At 74.9% G+C, this 15,841-nt stretch carries 12 protein-coding genes and 2 pseudogenes; 9 read left to right on the plus strand and 5 right to left on the minus strand.

What is annotated here, in order from left to right:
• Positions 1 to 79 precede the first annotated feature (79 nt).
• From ACFU9E_RS11205 to ACFU9E_RS11215, 3 genes are all read right to left on the minus strand, one after another.
• On the minus strand, positions 80 to 1,090 hold the full coding sequence (locus tag ACFU9E_RS11205) for a zinc metalloprotease (RefSeq protein WP_380680728.1): 1,011 nt from the start codon (positions 1,088 to 1,090) through the stop codon (positions 80 to 82).
• 309 nt (positions 1,091 to 1,399) lie between these two features.
• Positions 1,400 to 2,143, minus strand: a complete 744-nt coding sequence (locus tag ACFU9E_RS11210; RefSeq protein ID WP_380680725.1) for an AAA family ATPase — start codon at positions 2,141 to 2,143, stop codon at positions 1,400 to 1,402.
• Between the two features lie 147 nt (positions 2,144 to 2,290).
• Positions 2,291 to 3,217: an LLM class F420-dependent oxidoreductase gene (locus ACFU9E_RS11215; protein ID WP_380680722.1), complete on the minus strand. Its 927-nt coding sequence runs from the start codon at positions 3,215 to 3,217 to the stop codon at positions 2,291 to 2,293.
• Between the two features lie 220 nt (positions 3,218 to 3,437).
• On the opposite strand from ACFU9E_RS11215, the gene ACFU9E_RS11220 reads away from it, so the two are divergent.
• Positions 3,438 to 3,812 (plus strand): DUF6401 family natural product biosynthesis protein, encoded by a 375-nt coding sequence (locus ACFU9E_RS11220; protein ID WP_380680719.1) that lies wholly within the window; start codon positions 3,438 to 3,440, stop codon positions 3,810 to 3,812.
• Positions 3,813 to 3,868: 56 nt separating this feature from the next.
• On the opposite strand, the gene ACFU9E_RS11225 is transcribed toward ACFU9E_RS11220, so the two are convergent.
• Positions 3,869 to 4,678: a hypothetical protein gene (locus ACFU9E_RS11225; protein WP_380680716.1), complete on the minus strand. Its 810-nt coding sequence runs from the start codon at positions 4,676 to 4,678 to the stop codon at positions 3,869 to 3,871.
• Positions 4,679 to 4,897: 219 nt separating this feature from the next.
• Here ACFU9E_RS11225 and ACFU9E_RS11230 point away from each other — a divergent pair, with 219 nt between their 5' ends.
• Both ACFU9E_RS11230 and ACFU9E_RS11235 read left to right on the plus strand, forming a co-directional pair.
• Positions 4,898 to 5,677 carry an alpha/beta hydrolase gene (locus tag ACFU9E_RS11230; protein WP_380680713.1) on the plus strand — a complete coding sequence of 260 codons (780 nt, stop codon included), beginning with the start codon at positions 4,898 to 4,900 and terminating at the stop codon, positions 5,675 to 5,677.
• Positions 5,678 to 5,822: 145 nt separating this feature from the next.
• Positions 5,823 to 6,320 (plus strand): hypothetical protein, encoded by a 498-nt coding sequence (locus ACFU9E_RS11235; RefSeq protein ID WP_380680710.1) that lies wholly within the window; start codon positions 5,823 to 5,825, stop codon positions 6,318 to 6,320.
• Positions 6,321 to 6,342: 22 nt separating this feature from the next.
• On the opposite strand, the gene ACFU9E_RS11240 is transcribed toward ACFU9E_RS11235, so the two are convergent.
• Complete coding sequence (locus ACFU9E_RS11240; protein WP_380680707.1) at positions 6,343 to 7,542, minus strand: PQQ-binding-like beta-propeller repeat protein; 1,200 nt, start codon at positions 7,540 to 7,542, stop codon at positions 6,343 to 6,345.
• A 175-nt stretch (positions 7,543 to 7,717) separates the two neighbouring features.
• Here ACFU9E_RS11240 and ACFU9E_RS11245 point away from each other — a divergent pair, with 175 nt between their 5' ends.
• The 6 genes and pseudogenes from ACFU9E_RS11245 (at position 7,718) to ACFU9E_RS11270 (ending at position 15,825) form a co-directional block, all read left to right on the plus strand.
• Positions 7,718 to 9,157 (plus strand): phytoene desaturase family protein, encoded by a 1,440-nt coding sequence (locus ACFU9E_RS11245; protein ID WP_380680704.1) that lies wholly within the window; start codon positions 7,718 to 7,720, stop codon positions 9,155 to 9,157.
• Positions 9,158 to 9,270: 113 nt separating this feature from the next.
• A pseudogene (locus tag ACFU9E_RS11250) lies at positions 9,271 to 10,869 on the plus strand (AMP-binding protein); the annotation flags it as partial.
• Between the two features lie 93 nt (positions 10,870 to 10,962).
• A pseudogene (locus ACFU9E_RS11255) lies at positions 10,963 to 11,307 on the plus strand (acyl-CoA thioesterase); the annotation flags it as partial.
• Complete coding sequence (locus tag ACFU9E_RS11260) at positions 11,304 to 13,703, plus strand: FAD-dependent monooxygenase (protein ID WP_380680701.1); 2,400 nt, start codon at positions 11,304 to 11,306, stop codon at positions 13,701 to 13,703. The pseudogene ACFU9E_RS11255 and the gene ACFU9E_RS11260, both read left to right, overlap by 4 nt.
• Positions 13,700 to 14,704, plus strand: coding sequence for a carbon-nitrogen hydrolase family protein (locus ACFU9E_RS11265; RefSeq protein ID WP_380680698.1), 1,005 nt, complete (start codon positions 13,700 to 13,702; stop codon positions 14,702 to 14,704). Before ACFU9E_RS11260 ends, ACFU9E_RS11265 begins: the two co-directional genes overlap by 4 nt.
• Positions 14,701 to 15,825, plus strand: a complete 1,125-nt coding sequence (locus tag ACFU9E_RS11270) for a cupin domain-containing protein (protein WP_380680695.1) — start codon at positions 14,701 to 14,703, stop codon at positions 15,823 to 15,825. Before ACFU9E_RS11265 ends, ACFU9E_RS11270 begins: the two co-directional genes overlap by 4 nt.
• Positions 15,826 to 15,841 lie beyond the last annotated feature (16 nt).

Below are 15,841 nucleotides of genomic sequence, written 5' to 3' on the forward strand. Positions count from 1 at the left end.
CCTCCGAAACTGGTACTGGCGGGTGCGCGGCGTGCTCGCCGCGCATCCGCCAGGGTCTCGGCTCCCCGCGCGGGGACCGTCAGGCCCGGTAGGCGGCCCAGGAGTTGGACATCCGGGCGACCTGGCCGGGGGTGAACTGGGTCATGCAGGAGTCGTAGGTGTAGTCCATGAAGTTGTGGATCGGGTCGAGGCCGGGGGACGTGCAGGTGTCCCGGCCGGCCGGGCACTGGTAGGCGGCGCTCGCCTCGGCGGGGGTGTCGGCGACGTAGTCGCCCTGGCCGCTGCAGCCGCCCTGGAAGGTGTGGTAGAGCCCGAGCCAGTGGCCGACCTCGTGGGTGGCGGTGTCGCCCTCGTTGTAGTTGGCGGCCGAGCCGCCGGGGAACGAGGAGTCCAGGATCACCACGCCGTCGTCGGTCGGGTTGGACTTGTAGGAGCTGGGGAAGGTCGCCCAGCCGAGCAGCGACTGGCCGAGCTTGGCGCTGTAGAGGTTGAGGGCACCGGCGCCGCCCTTGCGCAGCGCGGTCTTCATCGCCTTCTCGGTGGTGGAGCCCGGAGCCACGCCGTTGTACCAGGTGGCGTTGTCGGTGTAGTCGGTGGCCGCCAGCTGGAAGCGGAACTGGCTCGCGGTGTTGCCGGCGCCCTGGCCGCCGTACGCGGCGTTGAGGACGTCGATCTGCTGGGCGATGGTCGCGGCCGACAGCTTGCCGGTGCTGCCGGAGTGCACGACGTGCACGTACACCGGGATGGTCGTGGTGGCGGCCAGCGTGCCGGGGGCGACCAGCGCGCCGCTCTGCGGGGTCTGCGCCAGCTGGCCGAGCCGGGCCTTCAGGTCCGTGTCCATCGCGTTGGCCTGGGCGTCGGTGACGGCGTTGGGCTCGTGACCGCCGGGGCTGCCGGCGGGCTTGCGGGCCGCGGCATCCTGGGAGGTGTCACCGGTGCAGGCGGTGGCGGACGGCCCCTGGGCGGGCGCGCCGGCGGCGGTGAGCGCGGTGGGCACCACGAACTGGGTGAGGCCGAGGGCGGCGACGACGGCCGCCGCGCCGAGGAATCGACTGGTGGCACGCGAGGGGACACGGGCGGAACGACGCATCTGCGCTCCTGAGGAGGTTGTGGGGGGACGGCGGTCGAGGGGGGCCACCGTGTGCCACAGGCTACGCAGGGTTGCGTGTACGCGTCAGACAGGTTCAGGCCTGGAGCTTCTGACGACAAATCGGACAGAATCCGGAAGTTTGAGCGGCCCGACCTTGCCGCACATGAGCATTTCCCGTCGCGCGCCTGCGCACAGTACCGGCCCCGACCTGTCCGAAACGTGACACCCCGTCTGCCCCGCGCAGCGGTGCGGCGGCCGGCGGACACGGACGAACGGGATGAACCGGGCGTCCGGACCGCCTCGCCGAGACTACGACGCGACGAAGACGATCTCCCGCAGGGCACGCGCACCGGCCCGGTCGAGTACCACGGCCGACGCACAGCCGGCGGGCGGGCGGCCCGTCCCCGCCAGCCTCCGGCGCAGCCGCCGGGCGGCCTCCCGGTGCCGGGCGAAGGCGTAGGCGGAGACCGACTGCCCCCGGACGCGCTGGCCGTCGCGGGCCTCCTCGGCGGTGGCGTCCAGCAGGACCAGGTGCACCCGGCGCCCCTGCCGCCCGGCCTCCCGGACCAGCCACTGCCGCACGTACGGCACCGCGCCGCAGTCGTGCACGGCGAGCGGGCCGCCGGCCAGCACCGCGCGCCGCAGCCGCCGGTAGTGCGCGATCCGCACCAGCGGGCGGTACACCGCGTACGGCAGCCAGGACGGCAGCCGGGCCGCGTACTCCTCGCGGACCGACTGCGAGTCCACCAGCGGGGCGCGCACGCAGCGGCGCATCAGGGTGCTCTTGCCGCTGCCCGGCAGCCCGGAGACCACCAGCAGGTCGCCGGCCGGGTAGTGCAGCGCGACCGGCCGGCCGTGCCCGGGCCGGGTCTGCCTCAGGTCCTGCAGGCCGCGCGGGCGCAGCGCACCGGCACCCCGGTCCGGCTCCGCCGCGACGTCCGGGCAGCCGGACCGCGGCGCCGGGACCACCCGGTCGCGGGGCGTCGTGCCGCGCGGCGTCGCACCGCGGACCGCGCCGTCGAGGACCGTCCTGGAGACCTGTGCGTCCGCCATCGAAACCCCCCTGCCTCGAAGGGCCTTCCCCTTCAAGAGAGAGTAAAGACTAATGGTCAGACCGGGTCCGGGCCGAGCCCTCCACCGCCCCAGGTAGGTCACAGAAGTGCTCCGGGACCGTTACAGGGCGGTGGGGGGCGCGGCGGATCAGCCGAGCTGCGGGGCGACCCGGGAGGCGATCAGCTCCAGGTGGTCGAGGTCGTCCAGGTCCAGGACCTGCAGGTACATCCGCTGGGAGCCGGCGGCGGCGTACCGGCCGATCTTCTCCACCACCTCGTCGGGGGTCCCGGCCAGGCCGTTGGCCTTCAGCTCGTCGACCTCGCGGCCGATGGCGGCGGCCCGGCGGGCCACCTCGGCGTCGTCCCGGCCGACGCAGACCACCAGGGCGTTGGAGTAGACCAGCTCGTCGGCCTTGCGGCCGGCCTTCTCGACGGCCTCGCGGACCCGGCCGAACTGGGCGGCGGTGTCCTCGACGGCGACGAACGGCAGGTTGAACTCGTCGGCGAAGCGGGCGGCCAGCGCCGGGGTGCGGGTCGGTCCCGTGCCGCCGACCAGGACCGGGATCTTCGCCTGGGCCGGCTTGGGCAGGGCCGGCGACTCGCTCAGCCGGTAGTACTCCCCCTCGAAGTCGAAGGTCTCGCCCGGGCCGGTGCCCCAGAGCCCGGTGATGATCTCCAGCTGCTCCTCCAGCCGCCCGAACTTCTCCTTGGGGAAGGGGATGCCGTAGGCGGTGTGCTCCTGCGCGTACCAGCCCGCGCCGAGGCCGAACTCGACCCGGCCGCCGCTCATCGCGTCGACCTGGGCGACCTGGATGGCGAGCACGCCGGGCAGCCGGAAGGTGGCGGCGGTCATCAGGGTGCCGAGGCGGATGGTGCTGGTCTCGCGGGCGAGGCCGGCCAGGGTGATCCAGGCGTCGGTCGGGCCGGGCAGCCCGCTGACGTCGCCCATCCTGAGGTAGTGGTCGGAGCGGAAGAAGGCGCTGAAGGCGCCGAGCTCCTCGGTGGTGCGGGCCACCCGGAGGAGGGTGTCGTAGCTCGCGCCCTGCTGGGGCTCGGTGAAGATGCGGAGGTCCATGGCGGCCATTCTGGTACCGATCACGGGCGCCCACGGCGGTTCCGTCGATCCGGTGACGGAGGGCCGGTGCCGGAGGGCCGGTGCCGGACGGCCGGTGCCGGACGGCCGGTGACGGAGGGCCGGTGGGAAGGGCCGGCCCCACCTGCCGCGTGGCCAAGGTCTCAGCCCGCGACCGCTCCCGGCGGCCGGAGCCGCTCCCGCGCTCGCCTACCGTGGACGGATGTTCGCCACGCCCGACGAGTCGCCCCCGGGTTCCCCCGACGACTCCCCCGACCCGCGCAACCGGCCGGCCGGCTGTCCGCTGCCCCGGATCGTCTCCGCGTTCACGCCCCGGCTCGCCGAGTTCGCCTTCGAGCCCGGCTTCACCGCGGCGGTCGACCAGCACGCCGCCGAGCTGCGCGAACTGCTGTACGCGCAGGGGCCGGAGCTGCTGCCCCGGCCCCTGGACCGTGAGGAGTTGTCCGACTACGCGCTGGGCTTCCTCGACGCCCTCGCCGAGATCGGCTGGCGCGAACCGGTCGGGTACGACTACGCCGTGCACCGGCTGACCGCGATCTGCTGGCTGGTCCGCCAGGACGGCCTGCTCACGGCCTGAGCGGCGTCCGCCCGGCGGCACCGTGCCGGCCGGCCGGGCCGATCGACCCGGACCGATCAGCGCGGCTGCTCACCCGGCCGGCCGGGGTCGATGCCCGGAGCGGGCGGCGTGCTCGGGGTGGTCGGCCGGGCCGGCTGGTTGGCCAGCGCGTCCGAGCGGCCCGCCTGGTAGGCGCTGCCGCGCAGCTTGGCGGTCTCCTGCTCCGCGCTGGAGAGCCAGCGCTCCCAACGCTGCCGCATCGGGATGATCAGACCGCCGCCGACACCGACGATCAGCACGCCCGCGATCGAGGCCAGCACCGCGATCAGCACCGGACCGGTGATCGCGGTGGCGATCCCGGCCTGCCCGAGCGCCGCGACCACGCCCAGCAGGACGATGAACGCCCAGGCGATGGTGGCCACCGTCCGCCCGTAGGCCGCGCCGGACAGCGCGTTGCGCACGATGTCGCGCACCGCGTTGGCGATGGCCATCGCGACGACCACGATGACGACCGCGACGATGCCCCTCGGCAGCCAGGCGACGATGCCGTGGATCATCACGCTGATCGGGTTCGGCCCGAAGACGCCGAAGGCCAGCTGGAGGGCCATCAGCAGGATCGCGTAGTAGACGATCTTGCTGACGATCCCGGTCAGGTCGTACTTCGAACCCTCCAGGTACCCGGCGATCCCGGAGCGCTCCGACACCCGCTCGGAGCCGACCCGGCGCAGCACCCGGTCGAGCAGCCGGGCGATCGCCTTGGCCACGAACCAGCCGATGACGAGGATCGCCAGGAAGGCGATGAACTGGGGAATGAACTTGGCGACCTTCGACCAGGCCTCGGTGAAGCCGGAGCCGAAGTCGACGGACAGTGCCAGCTGCTGAGCCACGGGAGTCCTCCACTCGGCGGCACCGCGCCGGGAGCGGCGCGGCGACCCCCCACTCTTCGTGGATAGCAGCGCTCCGGGTGGCCCGCACGCCCCGGCGACCCGCACTGGCCTTCACGGGTGAACCCGGTCCGGCCGGCCGGGGGCCCCGTCGGGCGCGCCCCGGACGTACAGTGGCGGTCCAGACGGCACACGGACGGCGGGGCGGGGAGCGGGGACGACGTGAGCGACAACCGTACGGGCGGCGGCGGCCACCGGGCACTGGCCTGGCAGGGACGGCCGCAGCGGCCGGGCGCCGCGGTGCTGGTCCTGCACGGCGGCCAGGAGCACAACCTCGCCCGGCCGGGGCCGCTCAACCTGGCCGGTCTGCGGATGGCCGGCTTCGTGCGCGCGCTGCGCCGCGAGACGGCGGGCGCGGAGGTGGCGGTCGGCACCGTCCGCTACCGCCACCGGGGCTGGAACGGCGAGCGGGCCGACGCCGCCCGGGACGCCGTCGCCGCGCTGGACGACCTCGCCGAGGAGCTGGGCCCGGTCCCGACCGTGCTGGTCGGCCACTCGATGGGCGGCCGGGCCGCCCTGCGCGCGGCCGGCCACCCCACGGTCACCGGTGTGGTCGCGCTCGCCCCCTGGTGCCCGGCCGAGGACCCGTGCGAGCAGCTGGCCGGCCGCGACGTGCTGATGCTGCACGGCGACCTCGACCGGGTCACCTCCCCCGCCGACACCCGCGCCTTCGCCGCCCGCGGCCGGGCCGCCGGAGCACGGGTCTGCGGCTACACCGTCGCGGGCACCGGCCACACCCTGATGCGGCGGATCGGCGACTGGCACCGCGCCACCGCCCGGCTCTCGGCCGGGCTGCTCGGTCTGCGCGAGCTGCCGCCGGAGGCCGCCGCCGCCCTCGCCCTGCCCGCCGGCTCCGACGCCTCCCTCGCCCTCCCGCTCCCCGCCCACCCCCGCACTGCCCCGCACCGCTCCCCGGCCCGCCCCCTGCCGACCGACGCCTGACGTCCGCCGATGCCCACCCCGTTCGTCGGCCGCGCTCCCCTTGCCGCCGACCGACGCCACGTGCTGCGGGCCGTCCGATGTCAGTGGTGTCTGATCCACTGTCCGCACAGCGGGACCACCACCGAGCAGACAGGAGCCGCCGGCCATGGGCGTGCTGACCGACTACTTCCGCGCGGCCGACGACGGCGCCGTGCTCGCCGCTCTGGAGGACGCCGAGGGCGGGCCGCTGGTCGGCGGGGCGCGGCCGGTGTTCGACGGGGTCGAGGCGAAGGGGGTGGACCCGGACGTCGTCCTGGGGCAGCTGATAGCCGTCGTGCGGCGGGTGGAGTGGGAGGCGGACCTGGTCGGCGGGACGCCGGTGTGGCCGACCACGCCGCCGCCCGGCCGGGAGGGGCCCGCCGACGAGGACGACCCGTGGGCCACCGGGCCGTGGGTGACGCGGCTCGGTGGCCCGGTGCGGGACACCCTGGCGGACCTCCCGCGGGCCGGGCTCGCGGACGTCAGCGCCCGGTGGGCGGCGACGGCCGAGGAGTTGCCGGACGCGGACGGCGAAGACCTGCGACCGCTGGTCGAGGAGCTGTCCGGGCTGGCCCGTCGCGCGCGGGAGGCCGGTGAGGACCTCTACTGCTGGATCTGCCTCTGAGGCCGGTCCCGGAGTACCGGCCTCAGCCGGTGGCGGGGTGGGCCATGGTGACGTGCCGGGTCTCGTCCTCCGCGAGGCCCGCGTAGCCGCTGACGGCGGTGGGAGCGATCCCGGGGTCGCCGGGGCGCTGCGCGCCGGTGGCCGCGTCCAGGGTCACGGGGCCGGTGCTCGTCCTGCCGTAGACGAGGCCGTGCCAGGCGGTGGTGACGGTGGGCGCCGGCCGCGTTCCGGTCGCGTCGGGCAGCCTCCACAGGAGGCTTCCGGTCGCGGGGTCGGCGGCGACGACGAGGTCGCGGTCGTGGCAGACGGTCACGGAGCGGCCGTCGTAGGCGCAGATGCCCGGGAACTCACCGAGGTCGAGCAGCCGACGACCGGTGCTCGCGTCCACCAGCCGGGCGAAGCGCTTCGACGAGCCCTTCTCCTGGCCCTGCACGAGGACGGTGTTCGGTCCGGCCGGGCGCACCGTCGTCTCCAGGCCGTCGCCGTCCTCCGTCCAGGCGTCCCGCCCGTCGCCGAGGTGCACGGCGGACACCCGGCGTTCGGCGGTCGCCCGGTCCTTCTCCACGGCGCCGACGATCTGCCCCTCGCCGAGCATGGCGCCCACGAACCCGGTCCGGCTCCAGAGCACCTTCCGGGAGAGCAGGTCCACCGCGAGGAGCAGCGCGTCGGCGCTGTCCGTGACCGAGACGACCGCCGTGGTGCCCCGCACGCCGAGCAGGGTGACGTACTTGCCGTCGCGGAAGCGTCCGTCGGGGAGTTCCAGCGGCAGCGACCAGGCGGCCTGATGGGTGGTGGTGTCCATGGCGACCAGCTCGGCGGCGGCGCGGGGCGCTCCCCCGCCCTCGCCGGGGATCGTCTCCGAGAAGGAGATGACGGCCAGGCGTGCTCCGCCGACCTCGGCGATCACGGGCCGCTCGAAGAACTGGGCGGGGTACTGGGCGCTCACCGTGCCGAGCACCTTGCCGTCGGCCAGGTCCACCGCCTTCAGGCTGCCCTGGGCCGGAAGGTAGGCGGTCGGCCCGTCGAGCACGGCCCTCAAGGCGCTGGCGTCCGGGGGAAGCGCGACACCTCGGGCGCGGTCGAAGGCCGTCGGCGGGTCGTAGCTCGCCCGGGCGCCCGCGGTGGGCGCGTCGCTCCCGCCGCCGGTGCTGCCGCTGCACCCGGTGAGCAGGACAAGAGCGACGGCGGCGCAGGCCACCGGCCCGGAGAGACGCGGCTTCATCCTCGGGGTTCCCCTGACGTGATCTCATGGCCGCAAGGCCGGGGCCGACAAAATGATCACCATACCGGCCTTGCGGGGCCCTCGGTCCGGGATCCGCGCCCCGGCCGGCCGAGGGGGCGGACGGCCGCACGGTGCCCGCGGCGCCGGGGGCGGGCGGATGCGGGATGCTGGCCCCATGACGACCGCGGTGGTGGTGGGCGGCGGGCCCAACGGGCTCGCCGCCGCCGTACGGCTGGCGCAGGCGGGGGTGCGGGTGACCGTGCTGGAGGCCGCCGAGGAGGTGGGCGGCGGCGCGCGCAGCGGCGAGGCGATCGTGCCCGGGCTGCTGCACGACCACTGCTCGGCCGTCCACCCGATGACCATCGGCTCGCCGTTCCTGCGCGGCCTGGGGCTGCAGCGCTTCGGACTGGAGTTCCGGCTGCCGGAGGTCGACTGCGCGCACCCGCTGGACGACGGATCGGCCGGCGTCCTGTACCGCTCGGTCGCCGACACCGCCGCCGGGCTGGGCGGGGCCGACGGCGCGCGGTGGCGACGGCTGTTCGACGGCCCGGTCGCGGGGTACGACCGGCTCGCCGCCGACATCATGGGTCCGCTGCTGCGCCTGCCCCATCACCCGCTGCGGCTCGCCCGCTTCGGACTGCCCGCCCTGCTGCCGGCCTCCGCGCTGGCGCGCCTGTTCTCCGGCGAGCGGGCGCGGGCGCTGTTCGGCGGGGCGGCGGCACACGCGTTCCAGCCACTGCACCGGCCGCTGAGCGCGGCGATCGGGCTCGGGCTGCTCACCTCGGGGCACCGGTACGGCTGGGCGGTGGCCGCCGGCGGCTCGGGGGCGATCACCCGGGCGCTGGTCGCGCTGCTCACCGAGCTGGGCGGCACCGTGGAGACCGGGGTGCGGATCCGCTCGGCCGCCCAACTCCCCTCCGCCGACCTCGTCCTGTACGACCTCGCGCCCGGCGCCGTCGCCGACGTCCTCGGCGACCGCCTGCCGCCCCGGACCGCCCGCGCCTACCGCCGGTTCCGCCACGGGCCCGGCGCGTTCAAGGTGGACTTCGCCGTGGCGGGCGGCGTCCCCTGGACGGCCGAACCGGCCCGCCGCGCCGGCACCGTCCACCTCGGCGGCAGCTTCGCCGAACTCACCGCCACCGAGCGCGCCGTCGCCGCCGGGCGGATGCCGCGGCGCCCGTTCGTGCTGGTCGGGCAGCAGTACCTCGCGGACCCGCGGCGCTCCGTCGGCGACGTCCACCCGCTCTGGACGTACGCCCATGTGCCGCACGGCTACACCGGCGACGCCACCGAGGCGATCACCGCCCAGATCGAACGCTTCGCCCCCGGCTTCCGCGAGCGGATCGTCGGCCTGGCCGTCCGCCGCCCCGCCGACTTCGCCGCCGACAACCCCAACTTCGTCGGCGGCGACATCATGACCGGCGCCAAGGACGTCCCCCAACTGCTCCTCGGCCCCCGCGCCACCCTCCGCCCCTACGCCACCGGCCTGCCCGGCCACTACCTCTGCTCCGCCGCCACCCCACCCGGCCCCGGCGCCCACGGCATGTGCGGCGCCCACGCCGCCGAGGCCGCCCTGCGCCGACTGCGCGGGCCCGGACGCGGACGCCCGGACTGACGGGGGCGGAGACGGTAAGGGCTGGGCCGAATGCGTGTATCGCTCTCTTGACTGGCGTCACCGAAGCGCGATACTTGCCTCACTCCCCGCTCGCCCGATGAGGTGGCCCGCCCATGGAGCTCTCGCCCTCTGCGCACGTGGACACGTTCTGTCGCGACAACCTCCCACCACTCGACGAGTGGCCGGAATTCCTGTTCGAACTACCGGAGTTGGCGTATCCGGATCGACTGAACTGCGCGCACGAGCTGCTCGACGCGACGATCGAGCGGTACGGGCCCGACCGGCGCTGCCTGGTCACGCCGGGCGGGCAGTGGACGTACGGCGAACTGCGGGAGCGCGCGGACGCGGTGGCCCGGCTGCTGGTCGGACCGCTCGGGCTGGTGCCCGGCAACCGGGTGCTGCTACGGGGGCCCAACGCGCCCTGGCTGGTGGCCTGCTGGCTCGGGGTGCTGAAGGCGGGCGGGGTGGCGGTGACCACCATGCCGCTGCTGCGCGCGGGCGAGCTGAGCACCGTGCACACGATCGCCCGGCCGGCCGTCGCGCTCTGCGACAGCCGCTTCCTGACCGAACTGGAGCGGGCCGAGACGCCCGGGCTGACCGTCGTGCCCTACGACGGAGCCGGGCCGGCCGGCCTGAGTGGGCACGGCGCCTTCGCCGCCGTGCCGACCGCCGCCGACGACGTCGCGCTGATCGCCTTCACCTCCGGCACCACCGGACGCCCCAAGGCGACCATGCACTTCCACCGGGACGTGCTGGCCAACGCCGACACCTTCTCCCGCCACCTGCTGCGCCCCACCCCCGAGGACCTGTTCACCGGCACTCCGCCGCTCGCCTTCACCTTCGGCCTCGGCGGCCTGGTGGTCTTCCCGCTGCGGGCCGGCGCCGCCACCCTGCTGCTGGAGCAGGCCACGCCCGGGCAACTCGCCGAACAGGTCCGGCGGCACGGGGTGAGCGTGCTGTTCACCGCGCCCACGGCCTACCGGGCGATCCTCGCCGCCGGGCTGGCCGACCGGCTGACAGGGGTGCGGCGCTGCGTATCGGCGGGCGAGCACCTGCCGGCGGGCGTCTGGGAGGCGTTCCGGGCGGCCACCGGGCAGCGGCTGATCGACGGCATCGGGGCCACCGAGCTGCTGCACGTCTTCATCTCCGCCACCGACGCCGACATCCGCCCCGGCGCGACCGGACTGCCGGTGCCGGGCTACCGGGCGGCGATACTGGACGACCGGGGCCGGCCGGTGCCCGACGGGCAGCCCGGGCGGCTCGCCGTCAAGGGCCCGACCGGCTGCCGCTACCTGCACGACCGGCGCCAGCGCGACTACGTCCGGGGCGGCTGGAACCTCACCGGCGACACCTATGTGCGCGATGCCGACGGCTACTTCTGGTACCAGGCGCGCAACGACGACATGATCGTCTCGGCCGGCTACAACATCGCCGGACCCGAGGTCGAGCAGGCGCTCGCCGAGCACCCGGACGTCGCCGACTGCGCGGTGGTCGGGGTGCCGGACGAGCGGCGCGGCAGCGTGGTCAAGGCGTACGTGGTGCTGCGCGCGGGGACGGCGACGGCGGGGCCGGGGACGGTCCGCGCGCTCCAGGAGCACGTCAAGCGCACCATCGCGCCCTACAAGTACCCGCGCGTGGTGGAGTTCGTCGACGCGCTGCCGCGCACCGCGACCGGGAAGCTGGCCCGCGCCGAGCTGCGCCGCCAGGCGGCGGCGCCCACATCGGCCGCGGCTGCGGCTCCGGCCAGCGTGAGCACCGAACGGCGGGTCGAATGGTCGGACACCGACGCGGCCGGTCACTACCACTTCTCGGCCGTCCAGCGCTGGGCCGAGGCGGCCGAGGCGACACTGCTGCGCCGGCTCGGCCTGGACGGGCTGTTCGGCCGGATCCCCCGGGTGCACTTCGAGGCGGACTACCGCGAGCGGCTCTGGTTCGGCGACGTGGTCCGCACCGAGCTGCGGGTCGAGCGGGTCGGCGGGTCGTCGCTGCACTACGCGTTCGAGGTGCACGGGCCGCACGGCCTGGCCGCCAGCGGACGGATGTCGGTGGTGCACGCCGCGCCGCACGCCAAGGGCGCCGAACCGTGGCCGGAGCAGGTCCGCCGCACGCTGGCCGCCGCCGGGCGCCAGGAGCCGGAGGTGCTCCGGTGACGGCCGGCGCCGGCCGGATCGCGGTGATCGGCGCCGGACCGGGCGGACTCCACTTCGCCGCACTGGCCCGGCAATCGGCGCCCGAGCGGGAGATCACCGTCTTCGAACGGGACGGCCGCGACGACGGGTTCGGCTTCGGGGTGGTGTTCTCCGACGAGACGCTCGACGGCATCGCGCAGGCCGACCCCCGGGTGTTCGCCGCGCTGAGCGCCGAGTTCGCCCGCTGGAGCGACATCGACGTCCGCTACGCCGGCCAGGTCCGCACCTGCGGGGGCCACGGCTTCGCCGCGCTGGACCGCAACCGGCTGCGCGCGATCCTGCAACGCCGCTGCGCCGAACTGGCGGTGGACGTGCGCTACCGCACGCCGGCCCCGCCCGTCGAGCGGCTCGCCGAGGAGTACGACCTGGTGGTCGCCGCCGACGGCGTCAACTCGGGCACCCGGGCCGCGTACGCCAAGGCCTTCCGGCCCGAGCGGGACGAGCGCAGCGCCCGCTACATGTGGCTCGCCACCGACCGGGTCTTCGACGCCTTCACCTTCATCGTCGAGCGCTTCGACTTCGGCGTGCTCCAGGTGCACGCCTACCCGTACGGCGCCGAGCGGTCGACGTTCGTCGTGGAGCTGGCCGAGGAGCCCTGGCGACGGGCGGGCTTCGAGGCCCTGTCCGCACGGGAGTTCGCACGCGGCGAGAGCGACGCGGCGAGCGTGCGGCGCATCGCGCAACTGCTCGCCGGGCACCTGGAGGGACACCGGCTGATCCCCAACGCCTCCCGCTGGATCCGGTTCACCACGGTGCGCAACGCCACCTGGCGGCACCGCAACGTGGTGCTGCTCGGCGACGCGGCGCACTCGGCGCACTTCTCGATCGGCTCGGGCACCAAACTGGCCCTGGAGGACGCCCTGGCGCTCGCCGCCGGACTGAACGAACAGCCCACACTGGAGGGCGCGCTGGCGGCGTACGAGGCGGAGCGCCGGCCGGTGGTGGAGTCCACCCAGCGGGCCGCGCAGGCGAGTCTGGAGTGGTTCGAGACGATCGGACGGCGGACCGGGCAGGGCCCGGACCAGTTCGCGTTCAACCTGCTCACCCGCAGCCGCCGGGTCACCTACGGGAACCTGCGGGCGCGCGATCCCGGGTTCGTCGCGGCGGTCGACCGGGCGTTCGCGGGGGCGGACGACACACCGGACCTCCCGCCGATGTTCCGGCCGCTGAAGCTGGGCGCGCTGGAGCTGCGCAACCGGGTGGTGGTGCCGCCGCTGGCCACCTTCACGGCCGTCGACGCGCTGCCGAGCGCGTTCGACCGGGCGCAGCTGACCGCGCACTCGCTCGGCGGCGCGGGGCTGGTGCTCGCCGGGATGACGGCCGTCGCCCCGGAGGGCCGGATCGCCGACTGCCCGGGCCTGTGGAACGACCGGCAGGAGGCGGCCTGGCGCGAACTCGTCGACGCCGTCCGGGCGGTGAGCGACACCCCGCTCGGGATCCAGCTGACCCACGCCGGCCGCCGGGCCGCGACCGCCGGGCCGGCCGAGACCGGCCTGCCGCTGCTGGCCGCCTCGCCACTGCCGTGGCAGCCCGACGGTCCGCTGCCGCACGAGGCGAACGACATCCAACTCGCCGCCGTCACCGCCGACTTCGCCGCCTCGGCGGAGCGCGCGGCGCGAGCCGGGTTCGACGCCCTGGAGCTTCAGTTCGGCCACGGCCATCTGGTCTCCGGTTTCCTGTCGCCGCTCACCAACCGGCGCAGCGACCAGTACGGCGGCCCGCTCGCCCACCGGCTGCGGCTTCCGCTGGAGGTGCTGGCGGCGGTGCGCGCGGTGTGGCCGGCCGGGCGGCCGCTGCTGGTGCGGATCTCGGCGAGCGACTGGGCACCGGGCGGCACCAGCGAGGCGGAGGCCGTCGCGATCTGCCGCGCGCTCGCGGACTGCGGCGCGGACGCGGTGGACGTCTCCACCGGCGAGGTGGTGGCCGGGGAACGGCCGCCGTTCGGGCGCGGCTACCAGACGCCGTTCGCCGAACTGGTGCGCCTGGCCACCGGCCTGCCGACCGTCGCGGTCGGCGCGATCTCCCACCACGACGACGTCAACTCGGTGCTGCTGGCCGGGCGGGCGGACCTGGTGGCGGTCGGCCGGGCCCAGCTGTACGACCCGCTGTGGACGCTGCACGCCGCCGCCGAGCAGGGCTACGCGGGCCCCGGCGCCCGCTGGCCCGAGCCGTGGGCGCCGGGCAGCCGCCGCCCGCCGACGCCGGGGGCCGACCGGGTGGCGCCGCGACAACGACTGATGCGCGAGCCGTCCCCGCCGGTGCACCGCCGCTGGCACCCCGGAAGCGACGACCGTCCCGGGCCGACCGAGCGTCCCGAGCACCACAAGCGTCCCGAGCGCCCCGGGGAGGAGCGATGACCGAGCCCGTGTCCGCCGCGCTGCGGCTGCCCCGCTTCACCGCGGCCGCCGTCCAGGCCGCGCCCGTCTTCCTGGACACCGCCGCCACCGTCGACAAGGCGGTCGCGCTGATCCACGAGGCGGCCGGCCACGGCGCCTCCCTCGTCGTCCTCCCCGAGGTGTTCGTCCCCGGCTACCCGTACTGGAACTGGACGATGACCCCGGTGCGGGGCTCGCCCTGGTACGAGCGGCTCTACCGCGCCGCGGTGGACGTGCCCGGGCCGCACGTGGACACGCTGCGCGCCGCCGCCCGCCGGGCCGGCGTGGTGCTGGTGATCGGTGTCAACGAGCGCGGCCCGCACAGCCTCGGGGTGCTCTACAACACTCTGCTGGTCATCGACGCCGACGGCGAACTCCTCAACGTTCACCGCAAGTTGGTTCCGACCTGGGCGGAGAAGCTGACCTGGACGCCCGGCGACGGCAGCACCCTGCGCGTCCACCGCACGGCCGTCGGCCCGCTCGGCGCGCTCGCCTGCGGCGAGAACACCAACCCGCTCGCCCGCTTCACCCTCCTCGCGCAGGGCGAACTCGTCCACGCCGCGAGCTACATCGCGCTTCCGGTCGCCCCCGAGGACTACGACATGGCGGAGGCGATCGCGCTGCGCGCCGCCGCGCACTGCTTCGAGGGCAAGGTGTTCACGGTGGTCTCGTGCTCCACCCTCTCTCCGGAGATCACCGCCGCGGTGGCCGGCGAGGACCACGAGCTGCGCAGGCAACTCTCGCGCCCGCACAGCGCGTTGTCCGGTGTCTTCGGCCCGGACGGACGCCCGGTGACCGAACCGCTGGTCGACGAGGAGGGCATCGTCTACGCCGAGATCGACCTCGGACGCTGCGTACAGCCCAAGCAGATGCACGACATCGTCGGCCACTACAACCGCTTCGACGTCTTCCGGCTGCACGTCGACAACCGCCCGCTGCGGCCGCTCACCCTCGACCCGCAGCCTGCGAAGGAGGAGCAATGACCGAGGACCCCGCCCACGACGACAACCGGATCGGCCGGTCCCGGGTCACCGGAAGCCCGGAACTCACCGAATACTACGAGGAGCTGGCCAAGGTCGACGCGGGTGCGCTGTGGACCGTGGCCAATGAGATCGAACCCTGGTACCCCCAGCCGAGGTCGGTGCCGGTGCTCTGGCGCTACGCCGACCTGCGCCCGCTGGTCCGCAAGGCTCTCCCGCTGGTCACGGCGGACGACGCCGGGCGCCGGGTGGTCATGCTGGTCAACCCCGGCCGCCGCGAACTCAGCGCTGCCGTCGGCCTGTTGTACACCGGCCTGCAGATCATGGGCCCCGGCGAGTCGATGACCGCGCACCGCCACCAGGCCTCCGCGCTGCGCTTCGTCCACGAGGGCACCGGCGCCTGGACGATCGTCGACGGCCAGAAGCTCAGGGTCGGCCCGCGCGACTTCGCCATCACCCCCAACAGCACCTGGCACGAGCACGGCAACGAGTCCGACGAGGCCCCGGTGATCTGGCAGGACGGCCTGGACATCCCGCTGGTCAACATGCTCGACGCCAACTTCTACGAGGTGCACCCCGAGCTGTACCAGCGACCCGGCGAGGTGGTGAACTCCTCGCTGCTGACCTACGGCGGCAACCTGCTGCCGTACGGCGTCGAGAAGTGGAGCCGCCCGTACTCCCCGCTGCTCGGCTGGCCCTGGGAGCCCAGCTACCACGCGCTCTCGCAACTCGCCCATGCCGTCGAGGGATCACCCTACGACGGGGTGATCATGGAGTACACCAACCCGGTCACCGGCGGCTCCGTGATGCCCACCATGGGCGCCCACCTCCAGCTGCTGCGCCCCGGCCAGGCCACCCGCGCCCACCGGCACACCGGCTCCGTCGTCTACACGGCGGCCAAGGGACGCGGCGTCTCGGTGATCGCCGGGCGGAGCTTCGCCTGGCAGCAGGGCGACATCTTCGTCGTGCCCTCCTGGGCCTGGCACGAGCACGCGAACCTCGACCCCGGCGAGGACGCCTGCCTGTTCTCCTTCAACGACTTCCCGGTGATGCACTCGCTCGGCCTGTACCGCGAGGAGGCCTACCCGGAGCACGACGGGCGCCAGCCCACCGCCACCCCGTGACCAGGAGCCCGTTGCC

Origin of the sequence: Kitasatospora sp. NPDC057595, assembly GCF_042800875.1 — a bacterium.
Lineage (GTDB): Bacteria > Actinomycetota > Actinomycetes > Streptomycetales > Streptomycetaceae > Kitasatospora.